The sequence below is a fragment of the Nocardia sp. bgisy134 genome, from assembly GCF_965341865.1.
In the GTDB taxonomy this organism is placed as follows: domain Bacteria; phylum Actinomycetota; class Actinomycetes; order Mycobacteriales; family Mycobacteriaceae; genus Nocardia.
This window is the reverse complement of record NZ_CBDQZP010000014.1, coordinates 168,902-185,748: the sequence shown is the minus strand read 5'-3', so window position 1 is coordinate 185,748 and position 16,847 is coordinate 168,902. Positions and strand designations below refer to the sequence as shown.

The following is a 16,847-nucleotide window of genomic DNA, read 5'->3' as shown; positions in this document are numbered from 1 at the left end:
GGGCAAGAGTTTTGCCTCGATTCCGCGTGGTACGTGGCGACTATGGTCGAAGTCATGGCTACCGGCAGCAGCTCTACGACGGCAGAACACCTTCGTGCGGCACTCGATGGACCATGGGGGTCGGTCCGCGAGGAGGCCCGAACCCAATTGACCGGGCAGGAATTCACCGGCGACCCCTACCTCGACTACAAGGCGGCCAGGGCCCGCGTGCTGGACCAGATGCGGGTGATCGCGACCCTCGGCTACGCCGAGCGCGGATTCCGCAGGGAGAACGGCGGAACCGGCGAACCGGGCGCGGCCGTCACCGGATTGGAGATGCTCGCCTACGCCGACCTGTCGCTGTGGGTCAAGGCGGGCGTGCAGTGGGGCCTGTTCGGCGGGGCGGTGGAGAACCTCGGCACCGAACGGCACCGTGAGTACATCCGCAGGCTGATCTCGCTGGACCTGCTCGGCTGCTTCGCGATGACCGAATCCGGGCACGGCAGCGACGTCGCCAACATCGAGACCACCGCCACCTACGATCCCGGCACCCAGGAATTCGTGGTGCACAGCCCGACGCCGTCGGCGCGCAAGGACTACATCGGCGGCGCCGCCGAGCACGCCAGGATGGCCGCGGTCTTCGCCCAGCTCATCACCAACGGTGAGAACCAGGGCGTGCACTGCCTGCTGGTGCCGATCCGCGACGACCAGGGCGCCGACCTGCCCGGCGTCACCACCTCCGACGACGGGCTCAAGGGCGGCCTGCTCGGCGTCGACAACGGCCGCATCACCTTCGATCACGTCCGCGTCCCGCGCGAGAACCTGCTCAACCGCTACGCCGACGTGGCGCCCGACGGGACCTACAGCTCGGAGATCGACAACCCGAGCAGGCGCTTCTTCACCACCCTCGGCACGCTGGTGCGCGGGCGGGTCAGCGTGGGCGGCGCGGCGGCCGCGGGAGCGCGCGTGGCGCTGAGCATCGCGCTGCGGTACGCGCTGAAGCGCAGGCAGTTCGCCGATCCGGACAGCGGCGAGGAGACGGTGCTGCTCGACTACCGCAGCCACCAGCGCAGGCTGCTGCCGCTGCTGGCGAAGTCCTACGCCTACGCCTTCGCGCAGAACGACCTGGTTCGCCGCATGCACCTGGTGCAGACCGGCCAGGATCTGGAGCCGAACGCGCAGCGCGCGCTGGAGAAGCGCGCGGCGGGCCTGAAGGTCGCCCAGACCAGGCACGCCACCCGCGCCATCCAGGAATGTCGCGAAGCGTGCGGCGGCGCAGGGTATCTCACCGAGAACCGGCTCGTGACGCTCAAGGGCGACACCGACGTGTTCACCACGTTCGAGGGCGACAACATCGTTCTGACCCAACTGGTCGCCAAGGAACTGCTGACCGCCTACGCCGACGAGATCCGCGATCTGGACGCGCTCGGCTGGGTGCGTTTCGCCGCCACCATGGCCGGTGACGTGGTGCGCAAGCGCTCCGGTGTGCGTCAGCTCATCCAGACGCTGCGCGACCGCGGCGACGACGGAGTCGACGAGGGCGACCTGTCCCGGCGCTCGGTGCAGCTGCAACTGTTCGCCGACCGCGAGGACTACCTGGTCCGCACCGCGGCGCACCGGCTGCGCGCGCGGGCCGAGGAGACCGGTCCCTTCGAGGCGTTCAACAACGCCCAGGACCACATCCTGGCCGCGGGCGCCGCGCACATCGACCGGCTGGTGCTGGAAGCCTTCATCGAAGGCATCGGCGACATCGAGGACCCGGACGCCAAGGCGCTCGCCGACGACGTGTGCGACCTGTTCGTCTACACCATGCTCGAGGAGAACTCGGCCTGGTTCATCATGCACCGGTTCATGTCGGTCGAGCGCGCGAAGGCGGTGCGCCGCGGGGTGAACGAGCTGGTGGACCGGCTGCGCCCGCACGCGCTGACGCTGGTGGAGGCGATGGGCGTGCCGGAGACGATGTTGCGCGCCGCCATGCTCGACGACGCGAGCGTCTACGAGCGGAGCTGATCAGGGGCGGTGCGCGCCGAGCGATCAGCCCGGCCCGTAGGTGAGGATCGCGGTGACGACGAACCACAGCACCCAGGCGATGGCCACCACCATGCCGACCGTGAGCACCGCCCGCATGAGCGCGCGGCCCATGTCGATGTCGCCGCGCTCGGTCGGGTACAGCTTCCACGGGCTGTACCACGGAGCCTTGACGATCGGCCCTCGCGCGTCGCGCTCCAGCTGGGCCAGCTCTTCGGCGTACGCCTCGGCCTGGGCCTGCTGCGGGCCGCCGTGCCACAGCGTGATGTCGACGGGGCCGATGAAGCCCTCGTTGATCAGCTCCTGCGGTGCGGGTAGATAGGGGAGGATGCCGAGACCGCGGAAGGCGACCGCGACGTCGTTGGCGGTCCACAGGTGCTTCTCGCTCTCGGCGAGCGTGTCGAAGTAGTGCCGCAGCCTGCTGGGGTCGTTGCCGAGGATGACGTCGAAACTCGGGTCGCTCCACGCCTGTTGGATCTGCAGCTCGGCTCCGCGCAGCGGGACCACCAGCGCCACGCCGTGCACCGCGCGCTGCCCGAGGCCGCGGGCGGACAGCCAGTCCTGCAGCGCGAAGGTGTGATCGCGGGACTTCTCCAGCGGCGTGCGCTTGTCCCTGCTCTCCATCGCGGCGGGTTCACCGTTGATCGTCCACGGCCCGTTCAGCGGGATCTCCAGCACGCCGTCCTGGCGGGCGACGAGCGCCTCGGCCTCGATCACCACGCAGCTGGTCGGCGTCCAGACGACCGCGTCGAACTGGTGCAGCTTGTCCTTGTGGAACAGGCTGCAATTGATGGTGGCCACGCCGTGCGGGCTCACCGGGTCCTTCCACGTGCGCAGCCAATCGATCAGTGCCCGTTCGGCATTCGTGCCAGCCGGGTTCTGTACTCGTACGAGCATTCGCGACCGCCCTTCACGTCGTCACGCGACAGTGGACAGGATACGAGCAATGGCGCGCGGCGCGCCGCGCCAACACCGACACGCGGCGTGTTGGAAGCCGGCGGCACCGGTCATTCGGGAACCTCGGCGGCGAGTTTCCCAGCCTGGACCGCACGTTCGAGCTCGGCGTGGTCGGCCTCGGTGCGATCGGCGTAGCGCACCGCGAAATTCGCGACGGCCTCGTCGAAGCTCTCGTCACCGTCCAGATACCCGGAGAGCAGACGGGGATCGAGCGATCGCGAATGCGCGCGGGCCAGCAGCGCGCCCGCCAGCCTGCCGTAGTCGTCGAGATCGTCCGCGGGCAGCGCGGCCGGGTCGATGCTGCCCTTGAAGTTGCGGAACTGCCGGACGATGAAAGGCAGCTCGCGCCCGCCGAGTGCGAGCGTCGTCCAGCCGAGCAGCATGTCGGAGTCGGACTGAACCAGCCTGGCGCCCTGCACGATTCGCTCGCCCTCGTGGCGCACCGGCGGTACGGGCAGGTACGGCGCGAGCGCGGAGGGAATGGACTGCTTGAGCTGCAGCACCAGCACCTCGCCGTCGTTGCCGTGCAGCAGCGCGACATAGCTGTGCAGCCCGACGCTTCCGGTGCCGACGATACGAAAAGCGACGTCCGACACCGCGAATCGGGCCAGCAGGTTGCGTCGCGACTCGCCGAGGGTATCGCCGTAGCGTTGCAATCCGTCGATGACGGCCTGCTCCACGGCGTCCTCGACCGGGGTGAGAACCGGTGGGTCGCTGACGAATCGGTGCTTGCTGACATCGGTCACGTGGTCGTCGAGATGCCTGGTCCACTTGGCGGCGACCTTGGCGCTGTTGTTCTTGCGCGCCTTCTTGGCCGCCTTCTTGAAGTCGTCGAGCAGGTCGTCGGCCTTGGCCCTGCTGATCACGGATTCGTCGGGCAGGGCGGTCCACGACTCCATGAAAGGCTGCTCCGCGAGCGTGTCGACGGCGATCCGGTAGCTGCGGGCGGCGTCGCGCGCGGCCCTGCGGCAGTCGTCCTCGTCGGCGCCCGACTCGCGCCCGGCCAGCACCAGGCTGGCGGCGAGGCGCTCCAGATCCCACTCCCACGGCCCGGCGATGGTCTCGTCGAAATCATTGATGTCCATGATGATTTCGCCGCGCGAGGTGCCGTAGAGGCCGAAGTTCGCGGCGTGCGCGTCACCGCACAGCTGCGCGTCGAGACCGCTGACCGGTCCATCGGCCAGATCGGCGGCCATCAGTCCGGCCGCGCCGCGGTAGAACGTGAACGGACCGGACATCATGCGCCCCACCCGCAGCGGCACCAGGTGCGGGAGCCGGTCCGCGTGTGCGGCGCGCAGGAATTCGAGCACCTCCGGCCGCCGCGTGCCGGTGACCTCGCGGTCGCGCGCGGTCACCGGGACACGCTCGCGCAGGGCGCGCCCACGCTCGCGCATCTCCTCGGCGGGGACGTAGGAACGCAGATCAACACCACTGTCCGACACGAGGGATCACGCTAGCCTGCCGCCGTCGATTCCCGCGCATCGTGCGGACGCCGAGACCGCGCGGCTCAGGTCGCAGGCACGGGGGGATCGACCGGCGCGATCGGCAGGCGCAGCGCGCCCGGCGCCGCGGCGGGGACGGTGGGCCCGACGGGCGCCACCGGATCGATGCGCCGGTAGTGCTCGCCGAGCGCGGGGCGTGGATCGTCCTGGCCCTTGTTCGGCCAGAAGGCCATGGCTCGCTCGGCCTGGGCGGTGATGGTCAGCGAGGGATTCACGCCGAGATTCGCGGTGACCGCCGACCCGTCCGCGACGTGCAGGCCGGGATGCCCGAACACCCGCTGATACGGGTCGACCACGCCGGTCTCGGCGCTCTCGCCGATCACGCAGCCGCCGATGTAGTGCGCGGTGGCCGGGATGTCGAAGACGTCCATGATCAGGCCGTGGGTGTCACCGTCGACCTTCTCCGCGAAGCGGCGGCCGACGTCGTGCGCGAGCGGGATCCAGGTCGGGTTCGGCTCGCCCGTGCCCTGCCTCGTCTTCAGCTGCCCGCGCTTGCGGAACGAGGTGAGCGAGTTGTCCAGCGACTGCATCACCAGCAGGATCACCGACTTCTCCGACGCGTGCCTGGCGTTCAGGCTGCGCAGGAACACCGCAGGGTGTAACAGGATCGCCAGCAGGAACCGCAGGAACCGGAACGCGCCGCCGTCCACGATCGGCACCGACATAGGGAACAGCGCGTTCTGTCCCTTGCCGTAATGGCAGACCTCGATGTGCGTGTCGGCCTCCGGATGGATGGAGGAGGTGATCGCGATGCCCTCGGCGAAATCGCGCCGCGTCCGGCTCACCACATTGAGGATTGCCTCGGAGTTGCTGCGGGTCAGCTCGCCGAGCCTGGGCGAGAGCGCGGGCAGCACCCGCTCGTCGTGCATCCGGTGCAGCAGCTTCTGGGTTCCCAGCGCGGCGCCCGCGAATACCACCTGCTCGGCGGTGAACGTCCTGTGCTGTTTGCGGATCCAGCGGTCCGAGCGCTCGGTCTCCACTGCGTAGCCACCGCTGGACAGCGGGCGCACCACGGTGGCCGTGGTCAGCGGATGCACCTCGGCGCCCGCCTGTTCGGCCAGGTAGAGATAGTTGGTGGGGGTGGTGTTCTTGGCGTTGTGCGGGCAGCCGGTGAAGCACCGTGCGCAGTGCACGCAGCCGCGGCGGCGCGGGCCGGCGCCGCCGAAGTACGGGTCGTCGACCTCGGTGCCGGGATCGGACTCGTTGAAGAAGACTCCGACGTTCGTCGCGTGGAAGGTATCGCCGACCCCGAGGTCGTCGGCGATCTCCCTGATCACGGTGTCGGCGGGCGTCATGCGCGGGTTGGGCGCGACGCCGAGCATCCGTTTGGCCTGGTCGTAGTAGGGCGCCAGCTCGGCCTTCCAGTCGGTGATGTGCGCCCACTGCTTGTCGGTGTAGAAGCTCGGCAGCGGCTCGTAGAGGGTGTTGCCGTAGATGAGTGAGCCGCCGCCCACTCCGGCGCCGGAGAACACCGCGCATTTGCCCAGAATGCTGATCCGCTGCGGACCGGTCAGGCCGAGGCGCGGTGCCCAAAGGGATTTGCGCACGTTCCAATTCGTGCTGGGCAGGTCGTCGGCCGTCCAGCGCCGCCCGGCCTCGAGCACGCCCACCCGGTAGCCCTTCTCGGTCAGCCGCAGGGCGCTCACGCTGCCGCCGAACCCGGAACCGATCACTACCACGTCGTAGTCGAATGCGGGCATGACATCCTCTCCTCATCTATCGATGATGAGATGGTTTCATATTCATTCTTTCAGGGTGGGCGATGTGGCGTAAACCCACGGCGAGCCCGGATGGCGACGCCAGGGGCTCGTGCGGTAAGCACAGGCGTGTGACAACGGAATCGGGGACCACCGAACCCGGCGAGCGCGCCGACACCGGCGGTGGCGTGTTCGACGACCGCATCCTCACCGTCCCGAACGTGCTGAGCGTGCTGCGGCTGATCGGCGTGCCGGTGTTCCTGTGGCTGCTGCTCGTCGAGGAGGCCGATGGCTGGGCCTTCGCGCTGCTTGTCGCCAGCGGCGTGACCGATTTCCTGGACGGCAAGCTGGCCAGGCTGCTGGATCAGGGGTCCCGTCTGGGCGCGCTGCTCGACCCGTTCGTGGACCGGCTCTTCCTGGTGACCACCTTGCTGGCCTTCGTGATCCGCGGCCTGCTGCCGTGGTGGGTCGCGCTGCTGCTCGTCGGCCGCGATCTGATGCTGACCTTCACGCTCTCGGTCTACAAACGGCGGGATCTGGACCCGCCCGAGGTCATCTATCTGGGCAAGGCCGCCACCTTCGCGCTCATGTCCGCGCTGCCATGGTTGCTTGCCGGACAGATGGATTGGGCACTCGCCGGTTTCGGCCGGGCCTTCGGCGGGGCCTTCCTGGTCTGGGGCACGGCGGTGTATCTCTGGACCGGCGTGCTCTACGCGGGCAAGGCCATTGCGGTGGCGCGAGCGATACCGGCTGTGGGGCACCGTCGCCCATAACCGATAAGGTTGCGTGCAACGTTCACTACGAAAGGACGCCCAGTGCCCCTAACCCCCGAGGATCTGCGGTACACCGAAGAGCACGAGTGGGTGCGCCGGGTCGCCCCGAATCGGGTGCGGGTCGGCATCACCGATTACGCGCAGTCGCAGCTCGGTGATGTCGTGTTCGTGCAGCTGCCGGACGCGGACCGGGCGGCGAGCGCGGGCGAGGGCATCGCGGAGGTCGAGTCCACCAAGAGCGTCTCGGACATCTACGCCCCGCTGGCCGCGAAAGTCGTTGCGGTGAACGAAGAACTGACCTCCGCGCCGGAGACGCTGAACACCGACCCGTATGGTGCGGGCTGGCTGTTCGAGCTCGAGGTGGAGGACGCCGCCGGGCTCGATGTCACGCTGGGTGAACTGCTGGATGCGGCAGGTTATCAAGGAGTTATCGGGGGCTGACGCGGCCTTCCTAGTTCTCCCTGCACGGGCACGCCCCGGCAGGGTACGGTCAAAGCCAACAGATGTACCGGCATCCGCTGCCGGTGTTCTAGCGACACGACCGGTCGTGTCGGCGAAGCATCACCTGCTTGCATGGATAATCAGGTTCGAGGAGGAGAGAAACGGTGAGCGAGAACAAAGACCCGGGTTACCAGGAGACCGCGGCCGAGACGACGTCGGTCTTCCGCGCGGATTTCCTGAGCGAGGTCGACGCGTCGCGCTCCGGTGAGCAGACCGGTGAGCAGCCGGTCCAAGGGGTCGAGGGCCTGCCGGTCGGCGCAGCCCTCTTGGTCGTCAAGCGCGGGCCGAACGCGGGATCGCGGTTCCTCCTGGATCAGCCGACCACTTCGGCGGGGCGTCACCCCGACAGTGACATCTTTCTCGACGACGTCACGGTCAGCCGTCGGCACGCCGAGTTCCGGCAGGACGACGACACGTTCCAGGTGGTGGACGTGGGCAGCCTGAACGGCACCTACGTGAACCGGGAGCCGGTGGACTCCTCGGAGCTGCAGAACGGCGACGAGGTCCAGATCGGCAAGTTCCGGCTCGTGTTCCTGACCGGACCGCGCGCCGCCGTGAACGAGCCGTCAGCGGGTGCGGGCAGTCTATGAGCACGACGGCGCCGATGTGTGTGAAAGGCACGGCGCTGTGACGGGCGCGGCGCAGTGGGCGCGCGGAGGGATGTCGATCGGCTCCGTTCTCGACCTACTGCGACCCGACTTCCCGGACATCACCATCTCGAAGATCAGGTTCCTCGAGTCCGAGGGCCTGATCCGGCCGGAGCGCACGCCCTCCGGCTACCGCAGGTTCTCGGTCGCGGACTGCGAACGGCTCAGGTTCGTGCTGACCGCGCAGCGCGATCAGTACCTGCCGCTGAAGGTGATCAAGGAGCAACTGGAAGCGATCGACAGCGGAGCGGCCACGCTCGGCGTGCGGGAAGCTCGCGCGCGGGCGCACTCCGGCCGTCCCGGCGGTGCGGAATCGGGCCCGATCACGGGCGCCGATTCCGGCTCCGCCGCCGCGCAGGTCGGCCGTGTCCCGCGGACGGCCGCGCCGCGCAGGCTGGGCGTGGTGCCCGGCGAGGTCTCGCCGGACGAGTTGCGCTTCGATCACGAAATCCGGCTCACCCGAGCGGATCTGCTGGAGCAGGCCGAGATCGATGAGCGGTTCCTCAACGATCTGATCCGGGCCAACCTGATCACCCCTGGCGCCGCCGGATTCTTCGACGGCGAGGCGGTCACGTTGGCCAGAACCGCCCGCGCCATGGCCGAATTCGGCCTGGAGGCACGGCATCTGCGCGCCTTCAAACTGGCCGCGGACCGGGAGGCCGCGCTGTTGGCGCAGATCGCCGCGCCGATCGCCAAGAGCCGCGACGCGGGCGCGCGGGCAAGGGCCGAGGAAACTGTGCGCGAACTCGCGGCACTCTCGCTGACGCTGCACACCTGCCTGGTGAAAGCCTCGGTACGCAACTCTCTCGGAAGCTGACTTCCGCTCCTGTGTTCCACCCCGGCAACACGCCGATTTCGGCTGTGCACACCGATCGCAGCACCGCCATGGGTTCGCCTAGACTCGTGGTACGGCGTGCTCTGCAGCGGTCAGGTCGGGCGGCCGGCGAATATGGGAGGCAGTGCTATGAGCGAGCGAATCATGTCACAGCGTGCTTCGCGCATGCCGGAGCCGAGGGTTAGCGAGGCGCGGGCATGAGTGAAATGCGCGTGATCGGCATCCGCGTCGAGCAGCCACAGAACCAGCCCGTGCTGTTGCTGCGCGAGGTGTCGGGGGACAGGTACCTTCCGATCTGGATCGGGCAGGCCGAGGCGACGGCCATTGTGCTGGAGCAGGAGGGGGTGACGCCCATCCGCCCGCTGACCCACGATCTGATCAAGATCTTGATCACCGAGCTCGGGCACACTCTCAAGGAAGTCCGGATCGTGGATCTGCAAGAGGGCACCTTCTACGCGGATCTGGTCTTCGACAACGAGCTACGCATCTCGGCGCGGCCGTCCGACTCGGTGGCCATCGCGTTGCGCGTGGGTTGCCCGATTCACGCCGAGGAAGCGGTCCTCGAGGAAGCGGGATTGGTGATGCCCGACGAACGCGAGGACGAAGTGGAGAAGTTCAAGGAGTTCCTCGAGTCGGTGTCGCCGGACGACTTCAAGGCCACCGACAGCTGAGGATTCCGAAAATCTTCTAGACCTCAACTACAGCTACAGACTTTTACCGCGCGTCGCGTTTGGTCCGACGATGCCGCTCCCGAGACAATCAACGGGAGTAATCTCGATAGTTGGGCCACGTCCGGAATGACGGGTTGTTGGTCATCACGGAGCCGGGCCATCGATGAGGCTAGGCGTCTGCGGAGCAAGGGAGTGGTCAGTGGCAGAGCAATCGCAGGATGTGCGGCGGCCGGACGTCCGTCCGACCGAGGGCTCAACCGAGGGCTCAGAGGTGCAGCCCGGCCTGTTCCCGGATGACTCCGTACCCGACGAGCTCGTCGGTTACCGTGTGCCGAGCGCGTGCCAGGTCGCTGGAATCACCTACCGTCAGCTCGACTACTGGGCCAGGACCGGACTCGTCGTGCCCTCCATCCGGGGCGCGGCGGGCTCGGGTAGTCAGCGGCTGTACTCGTTCAAGGACATCCTGGTCCTCAAGATCGTGAAGCGGCTGCTGGACGCGGGGATCTCGCTGCAGAACATCCGCATCGCCGTCGATCATCTGCGCAGCAGGGGCGTCCAGGATCTGGCGGGCATCACCCTGTTCTCCGACGGCACCTCGGTGTACGAGTGCACTTCGCCCGAGGAGGTCGTCGATTTACTGCAGGGCGGGCAGGGTGTCTTCGGTATCGCCGTGAGCGGCGCCATGCGCGAGCTGACCGGCGCTATCGCGAACTTCCCCGCGGAGCGCGCGAGCACCGCGACCGAGCGTCCGGAGGACGAGCTGGCGTTCCGGCGCAAGGCGCGGATGAACAGGGCCACCGGCTGACACCGAGCGGCATCAGGCCACCGTCACCCGCGCGGGACGGTGGCCTTTCGCTGTCCGCCGCGGCGGAGTGACGAGGGCGACACCCGGGCGGAGGCATCGTTTCGCGGCGCGCCGACATAAACTGACGGTGCGTCGCCGCCGTGCGGGAGAGTTCCGGTCTCGAACAGACCGGGCGCCGAAGGAGCAGCACCTCCCCGTCAATCTCTCAGGCAACAGGGACCGTACGGGCTTCGGCGCCTCTGGAAAGCGGTGGTCTGCGCGTGCGCAGGGCCGCCCGCCCATGGGGAAAGGGAATGGCTTCGACCGGGCCGCCCGAATCTCTCAGGCACCACGACAGAGGGGGAGGGCTGGTACCCCGTCGACACCGCGTCTACCCATCGACACGGCTCGACCCGCCCGACCTTGGAGCTGCTGCCGTGACTCGATCATTCGCCGACCGTCATATCGGACCCGACCGGGACGAACTCGCCCTGATCCTGCCCGTCGTCGGCGTCGATTCGCTGGACGACCTCGCTACCGTCGCGCTGCCCGCCAGCATCCTCGACGACTCCGCCGCAGGCGCGCTGGCCGAGCTGCCGCCCGCGGCCACCGAACACGAGGTGCTCACCGAGCTGGCCGCCCTCGCGCACGCCAACACCGTGGCCACCTCGATGATCGGCCTCGGCTACTACGACACCCTCACCCCGCCCGTGCTGGTGCGGAATCTGCTGGAGAACCCGGCCTGGTACACCGCCTACACGCCTTACCAGCCGGAGATCAGCCAGGGTCGCCTGGAGGCGCTGCTCAACTTCCAGACCATGGTCTCGGATCTGACCGGGATGGAAGTGGCCAACGCGTCCATGCTGGACGAGGCCACCGCGGCCGCCGAGGCCATGACGCTGCTGCGCAGGGCGGGCCGGTCGAAGTCGGCGCGGCTGCTCGTCGACGCGGACCTGTTCCCGCAGACCCGCACCATCCTGGAGACCAGGGCCGAGCCGCTCGGCATCGAGATCGTCGAGGCGGACCTGTCCACCGGGGCGCTGCCGGAGGGCGCGTTCTTCGGCGTGGTGCTGCAGGCGCCGGGCGCGTCCGGCCGGATCGTCGACTGGACGACCGTGATCGCGGCCGCGCACGAGCGCGGCGCGCTGGTCGCGGTGGGCGCCGACCTGCTCGCGGCGACGCTGATCACCCCGCCCGGCGAGCAGGGCGCCGACGTCTGTTTCGGCACCACCCAGCGCTTCGGCGTGCCGCTCGGCTTCGGTGGTCCGCACGCCGGGTATCTGGCGGTGCGCAACCAGTACGCGCGGCAGCTGCCGGGCAGGCTGGTCGGCGTCTCGGTGGACGCCGACGGCGATCTCGCCTACCGGCTCGCGCTGCAGACCCGTGAGCAGCACATCCGTCGCGAGAAGGCGACCTCGAACATCTGCACTGCCCAGGTGCTGCTGGCCATCGTGGCCGCGATGTACGCGAGCTACCACGGCGCCGACGGTCTGCGGGCGATCGCGCGGCGGGTGCACGGGCACGCGGCGGCGATCGCGGCGGGGCTGGACGGCGCTGTCGTGCACGACACCTTCTTCGACACCGTGCTGGCGCACGTGCCGGGCGGCGCGGAAGCCGTTGTGGCCAAGGCGAAGTCGCGCGGCATCAACCTGTGGCTGGTCGACGCCGATCACGTGGCCATCGCCTGCGACGAGGCCACCACCTCGGCGCACGTCGCGGCCGTGCTCGAATCCTTCGGCACCGCACGGTCGCTGGACACCGACGCCGCCGTCGCGCCCGCCTCCGCCATCGAGACGCGTACCTCCGAATTCCTCACCCACCCCGCGTTCACCAGCTACCACACCGAGACCGCGATGCTGCGCTACCTGCGGAGGCTGTCCGACAAGGACATCGCCTTGGACCGCAGCATGATTCCGCTCGGCTCGTGCACCATGAAGCTCAACGCGACCGCGGAGATGGAGCCCATCACCTGGCCCGGTTTCGCCAGGGTGCACCCCTACGCCCCGGTCGACGACGCCCCCGGCCTGCTGAAGGTCGTCGCAGACCTGGAGACCTGGCTCTGCGAGATCACTGGCTACGACTCGGTGAGCCTGCAGCCGAACGCGGGCAGCCAGGGCGAGTACGCCGGTCTGCTGGCCATCCGCCGCTATCACCTGGACCGCGGCGACACGCACCGCGACACCTGCCTGATCCCGTCCAGCGCGCACGGCACCAACGCCGCCTCGGCGGCCATGGTCGGCATGCGCGTGGAACTGGTCAAGTGCCGCGACAATGGTGACGTCGATCTGGACGACCTGCGCGCCAAGATCGCCGACCACGCCGACCGGCTGGCCTGCATCATGATCACCTACCCGTCCACGCACGGCGTGTACGAGCACGAGGTGGCCGAGCTGTGCGCGCTGGTGCACGACGCGGGTGGCCAGGTCTACGTGGACGGCGCGAACCTGAACGCGCTCGTCGGTCTGGCCCGGCCTGGCCGGTTCGGCGGCGATGTCAGCCACCTGAACCTGCACAAGACCTTCTGCATCCCGCATGGCGGCGGCGGTCCCGGCGTCGGCCCGGTGGCGGTGCGCTCGCATCTGGCGAAGTACCTGCCGGGCGACCCGCTGGAACGCGGTTCGCACGCGGTATCAGCCGCGAAGTACGGCTCGGCCTCGATCCTGCCGATCACCTGGGCCTACATCCGGATGATGGGCGCCGACGGCCTGCGTCGCGCCACGCTCTCGGCCATCGCCTCGGCCAACTACCTGGCGCGCAGGCTGGACGAGTACTTCCCGGTGCTCTACACCGGTGAGAACGGCATGGTCGCCCACGAGTGCATCCTCGATCTGCGCGAGATCAGCAAGCGGACCGGCGTCACCGTCGACGATGTGGCGAAGCGCTTGGCGGACTACGGTTTCCACGCGCCGACCATGAGCTTCCCGGTCGCCGGCACGCTGATGGTCGAGCCGACCGAGAGTGAAAACCTCGCCGAGCTGGACGATTTCATCGAGGCGATGATCTCCATTCGCAAAGAGATCGATCAGGTCGGCGCGGGTGTCTGGCCGGTGCAGGACAATCCGCTGCGCGGTGCGCCGCACACCGCGGCCAGCCTGGTCGGGGACTGGGATCATCCGTACAGCCGCGAAATCGCCGTCTACCCACGGGGTCTCGCGCACGCCAGGGCCAAGGTGTGGCCGCCGGTGCGGCGCATCGACGGCGCGTACGGCGACCGCAACCTGGTGTGCTCCTGCCCGCCGCTGGACGCCTACGCCGACTGACGTACAGCCAGGCCGCCGCACTCGAGGATCGTTCCGCGGTGCGGCGGCCTTTCGCGTATTCGGAAGCGTTCAGAGCGCGTGGGCGCGGGCGGCGGCGAGGGCCGCGTCGGCGGCATGGCGGGCGTCCTCCGCCGTCACCGGTTCGCGAGAGATGAACAGCCGGTAGAAGATCGGCGCGACCGCGAAGCGGACGACCTGCTCCGCGTCGACCTCGGGGTCGAGTTCGCCGCGGCGCACGGCCCGGCGCACGATCTCGGCCGACTGTCGATGGCGTGCCTGATAGAAGTCGTGCAGCGCGGTCGCCGCGGCCGGATTCTGCATGGCGGCGGCGATGAACGCGGCGGCGACCGGGCCCGCCTCTGGATCGGCGAAGCCGGTGCGGACGAGTTCGGTCAGCGCGCGCAGATCTTCGGCGAGCGTGCCGGTGTCGGGCATGGGCCACGGCTCGTCGGCGGCCAAGTCGAGCGCGTCGGCGATCAGTCCTTCTGGGCTGCCCCAGCGGCGGTAGACCGTGGTCTTGTGCACCCCTGATCGCTGGGCGACGGCGTCCACGCTGAGGCCCTGGTAACCGTGCTCGGCGAGTTCCTCCAGGGTGGCCGCGCGCACCGCGTCGCGTACCCGCGCGCTGCGGCCGCCGGGACGTTTCCGAGTCTCCAAAGACAACTCCTGTTGCGTTAGTGCGGACGGCTTGCTAAGTTAAAGCTACACAAGTAGCGATTGGAGTGCATCTGACCACCCAACTGACCCTTCGGGGTGTTGCGAAGTCCTACGGCGACCGTCGTGTGCTCGACGGAGTCACGTTCTCGATCCGGCCCGGCGAACGGGTGGGGATCGTCGGTGAGAACGGTTCGGGCAAGTCGACCTTGCTGCGCGTCATGACCGGAGCCGAACCCGCCGACGAGGGCGTCGTGACCATCACCGCGGCAGGCGGCCGCGGCTATCTCGCGCAGACACTGACCGGCGAGACCGTCGCCGACGCCATCGATCTGGCGCTTGCCGACCTGCGCGACCTGGAGCGGCGCATGCACGAAGCCGCCGCCGCGCAGGACATGGACGCCTACGGCGACCTGCTCACCGCCTTCGAAGCCAGGGACGGCTACGACGCCGATGCCAGGGTCGACAAGGCCATGCACGGCCTCGGCCTCGCGGGCATCGGTCGCGAGCGCGCCGTGGCGAGCCTCTCCGGCGGGGAGCAGGCGCGGCTCGGGCTGGCCTGCCTGCTGGCGGCGTCCCCGGAGATCCTGCTGCTCGACGAGCCGACCAACCATCTCGACGACGCCGCCCTGACCTGGCTGGAAGACCGTCTTCGCGCCCATCGCGGCACCGTCGTGGTGGTCTCGCACGACCGGGTCTTCCTGGACCGGGTCGTGACCGCGATCATCGAGGTCGAGCACGGCGGCGTCACGCGATTCGGCGGCGGCTACACCGGTTTCCTCGCCGCCAAGGCGGCGGCGCGGCAGCGCTGGGAGCAGGAGTACGCGCAGTGGCGGGACGAGATCCGGCGGCTCGAGGAGTTCTCCGCGACCACCGCGCACCGGGTCGCGGCGGGCCGGGTCATGAAGGACAACAACAAGATGGCCTACGACCGCAACGCGGGACGGGTGCAGAGTTCGATCTCCTCGCGGGTGCGCCAGACCGCCGAACGGTTGCGCAGATTGACCGACGATCCGGTGCCTGCGCCACCGAAGCCGCTGCGCTTGCGCGGCAGATTCGGTGCGGCACAGGCGAAGTCGTTCGCGATCGGCGAGCTCACCCTCGGCCCGCGCGACCGGCTGCTCATCGACGGACCCAACGGCTCGGGCAAGTCGACGCTGCTGGACCGGATATACGGCAGCACCCAGGGCCGGGTCGGCTACCTGCGCCAAGAAGTCGCGTTCGATTCGGCGCAGACGGTCGCGCAGGCCTACGGCCACGGCCGGGATGCGCTGGTGGCGACAGGTCTGTTCCACCGGAGCGCGCTGGACGTGCCCGTCGCTGCGCTGTCGGAAGGGCAGCGACGCAGGCTCGCGCTGGCCAGGGTCCTCGCGGGCGAGCACGATTTGCTGCTGCTCGACGAGCCGACCAACCACCTGTCACTGGCGTTGGTGGAAGAACTGGAGCAGGCGCTCGGTGAGTATCCGGGCGCGGTGGTCGTGGTCAGTCACGACCGCGCGTTGCGCCGCCGGTTCCAGGGAGAACAGAAGGGAGTGCACGAATTTGCCTGAGATCCGCACGACGATCGAGGCGCCGGGTGCGCCGTACGGTGTGACCGTCGACAAGGCGGGCGCGCTGTGGTTCACGATGGCCGCGCAGGGTGCGATCGGCCTATGGACGGGCGAGCGGGTCGAGACCGTCGACCTCGACCCGGCCGACGGGCAGCCGACCGTGATCGTCACCGGTCCCGACGACGCGGTGTGGTTCACCGAGTTCCGCGGCAACCGCATCGGCCGGATCGGCGCGGACGGCGCGCTGTCGTTCATCGCCGCCGACGCGCCGTACGGTCTGTGCGCCGGACCGGACGGCGCGCTGTGGTGCACCGAACTCCAAACAGGCCATATCGGGCGGCTGGCCGAGGACGGCTCGATCGTCCGCTACCCGGTCGACGGCATGCCCTCGATGATCACCGCGGGGCCCGACGGTGCGCTCTGGTTCACCTTGAATCAGGCCAACGCGATCGGCCGCGTCACCTCGAACGGTGCGATCACCACGTATCCGCTGCCGACCGAGCAGGCGAACCCAGTCGGCATGGCCGCGGGCCCGGACGGCGCGCTGTGGTTCGTCGAGATCGGCGCGGGACAGATCGGCCGCATCACGGTCGACGGCACCATCGAGGAGTTCCCGCTGCCGGATCGCGGTGCGCGTCCGCACGCGATCATCGCGGGACCCGATGGGGCGCTGTGGTTCACGCAATGGGGGAGCTCCCGGCTCGGGCGGATCACCACCGCCGGGGAGATCAGCGAACTCGACCTGCCCGGCGCGGAACCGCACGGTCTGGCGCTCGGCCCCGACGGCGCGATCTGGGTCGCGATGGAGTCGGGCGCGCTCGTCTGTGTCGAACCGGACGGACGGGAATAGTCATCCGGCCTGGCGCGCGCTCTCATCGAAAGGCTGCGCCACAAGGGAGGGGCACTACGACCGGGGAGATCGGCGTACTCGATCTGCTCGGCGCCGGACCGCATGCGCCGATGCGGACCATTCGGCCATGGCGTCCGGCGCGCTCGTCCAAGTCGGAAC

14 protein-coding genes and 1 riboswitch are annotated in these 16,847 nt (G+C 69.0%); of the genes, 10 read left to right on the top strand and 4 right to left on the bottom strand.

From position 1 onward, the window contains the following. The first annotated feature begins 54 nt into the window (after positions 1–54). Positions 55–1,989: an acyl-CoA dehydrogenase gene (locus ACRWNM_RS24355; RefSeq protein ID WP_431970389.1), complete on the top strand. Its 1,935-nt coding sequence runs from the start codon at positions 55–57 to the stop codon at positions 1,987–1,989. A gap of 24 nt (positions 1,990–2,013) precedes the next feature. Here ACRWNM_RS24355 and ACRWNM_RS24350 read toward each other — a convergent pair whose 3' ends face one another. From ACRWNM_RS24350 to ACRWNM_RS24340, 3 genes are all read right to left on the bottom strand, one after another. Then, entirely contained in the window at positions 2,014–2,904 is an 891-nt protein-coding gene (locus ACRWNM_RS24350) for a nuclease-related domain-containing protein (protein WP_431970388.1), read from the bottom strand. A gap of 110 nt (positions 2,905–3,014) precedes the next feature. Continuing rightward, positions 3,015–4,358 (bottom strand): DUF2252 domain-containing protein, encoded by a 1,344-nt coding sequence (locus ACRWNM_RS24345; protein WP_431970433.1) that lies wholly within the window; start codon positions 4,356–4,358, stop codon positions 3,015–3,017. Positions 4,359–4,471: 113 nt separating this feature from the next. Further along, positions 4,472–6,166, bottom strand: coding sequence for a GMC oxidoreductase (locus tag ACRWNM_RS24340; protein ID WP_431970387.1), 1,695 nt, complete (start codon positions 6,164–6,166; stop codon positions 4,472–4,474). Positions 6,167–6,294: 128 nt separating this feature from the next. On the opposite strand from ACRWNM_RS24340, the gene ACRWNM_RS24335 reads away from it, so the two are divergent. The 7 genes from ACRWNM_RS24335 to gcvP all read left to right on the top strand — a co-directional run bounded on the left by ACRWNM_RS24335 (position 6,295) and on the right by gcvP (position 13,634). Beyond that, on the top strand, positions 6,295–6,936 hold the full coding sequence (locus tag ACRWNM_RS24335; RefSeq protein ID WP_431970386.1) for a CDP-alcohol phosphatidyltransferase family protein: 642 nt from the start codon (positions 6,295–6,297) through the stop codon (positions 6,934–6,936). Positions 6,937–6,978: 42 nt separating this feature from the next. Beyond that, complete coding sequence (gcvH, locus tag ACRWNM_RS24330) at positions 6,979–7,377, top strand: glycine cleavage system protein GcvH (RefSeq protein WP_431970385.1); 399 nt, start codon at positions 6,979–6,981, stop codon at positions 7,375–7,377. 164 nt (positions 7,378–7,541) lie between these two features. Beyond that, positions 7,542–8,027, top strand: a complete 486-nt coding sequence (gene odhI / locus ACRWNM_RS24325; protein WP_431970384.1) for an oxoglutarate dehydrogenase inhibitor Odhl — start codon at positions 7,542–7,544, stop codon at positions 8,025–8,027. 70 nt (positions 8,028–8,097) lie between these two features. Further along, complete coding sequence (gene ftsR / locus ACRWNM_RS24320) at positions 8,098–8,901, top strand: transcriptional regulator FtsR (RefSeq protein ID WP_431970383.1); 804 nt, start codon at positions 8,098–8,100, stop codon at positions 8,899–8,901. 215 nt (positions 8,902–9,116) lie between these two features. Beyond that, the gene (locus tag ACRWNM_RS24315) at positions 9,117–9,590 is read left to right on the top strand and encodes a bifunctional nuclease family protein (protein WP_141811267.1); all 474 of its coding nucleotides are present in this window, start codon (positions 9,117–9,119) and stop codon (positions 9,588–9,590) included. A gap of 220 nt (positions 9,591–9,810) precedes the next feature. Continuing rightward, positions 9,811–10,395, top strand: coding sequence for a MerR family transcriptional regulator (locus ACRWNM_RS24310; protein WP_431970432.1), 585 nt, complete (start codon positions 9,811–9,813; stop codon positions 10,393–10,395). Positions 10,396–10,528: 133 nt separating this feature from the next. After that, a riboswitch (glycine riboswitch) is annotated at positions 10,529–10,627 on the top strand. A 184-nt stretch (positions 10,628–10,811) separates the two neighbouring features. Then, the gene (gene gcvP / locus ACRWNM_RS24305) at positions 10,812–13,634 is read left to right on the top strand and encodes an aminomethyl-transferring glycine dehydrogenase (protein WP_431970382.1); all 2,823 of its coding nucleotides are present in this window, start codon (positions 10,812–10,814) and stop codon (positions 13,632–13,634) included. Positions 13,635–13,703: 69 nt separating this feature from the next. On the opposite strand, the gene ACRWNM_RS24300 is transcribed toward gcvP, so the two are convergent. Next, the gene (locus ACRWNM_RS24300; protein ID WP_431970381.1) at positions 13,704–14,291 is read right to left on the bottom strand and encodes a TetR/AcrR family transcriptional regulator; all 588 of its coding nucleotides are present in this window, start codon (positions 14,289–14,291) and stop codon (positions 13,704–13,706) included. 71 nt (positions 14,292–14,362) lie between these two features. On the opposite strand from ACRWNM_RS24300, the gene ACRWNM_RS24295 reads away from it, so the two are divergent. Next, on the top strand, positions 14,363–15,838 hold the full coding sequence (locus ACRWNM_RS24295; protein WP_431970431.1) for an ABC-F family ATP-binding cassette domain-containing protein: 1,476 nt from the start codon (positions 14,363–14,365) through the stop codon (positions 15,836–15,838). Next, positions 15,831–16,688: a Vgb family protein gene (locus ACRWNM_RS24290; protein ID WP_431970380.1), complete on the top strand. Its 858-nt coding sequence runs from the start codon at positions 15,831–15,833 to the stop codon at positions 16,686–16,688. The genes ACRWNM_RS24295 and ACRWNM_RS24290 overlap by 8 nt, the downstream gene beginning before the upstream one ends. Positions 16,689–16,847: the final 159 nt, after the last annotated feature.

What these genes read in the sequence shown, in the direction of transcription:
- ACRWNM_RS24355 (WP_431970389.1), top strand. Translation starts at nt 55, where the DNA reads ATGGCTACCGGCAGCAGCTCTACGACGGCAGAACACCTTCGTGCGGCA.
- ACRWNM_RS24350 (WP_431970388.1), bottom strand. Translation starts at nt 2,904, where the DNA reads ATGCTCGTACGAGTACAGAACCCGGCTGGCACGAATGCCGAACGGGCA.
- ACRWNM_RS24345 (WP_431970433.1), bottom strand. Translation starts at nt 4,358, where the DNA reads ATGCGCGAGCGTGGGCGCGCCCTGCGCGAGCGTGTCCCGGTGACCGCG.
- ACRWNM_RS24340 (WP_431970387.1), bottom strand. Translation starts at nt 6,166, where the DNA reads ATGCCCGCATTCGACTACGACGTGGTAGTGATCGGTTCCGGGTTCGGC.
- ftsR (WP_431970383.1), top strand. Translation starts at nt 8,098, where the DNA reads ATGTCGATCGGCTCCGTTCTCGACCTACTGCGACCCGACTTCCCGGAC.
- ACRWNM_RS24315 (WP_141811267.1), top strand. Translation starts at nt 9,117, where the DNA reads ATGAGTGAAATGCGCGTGATCGGCATCCGCGTCGAGCAGCCACAGAAC.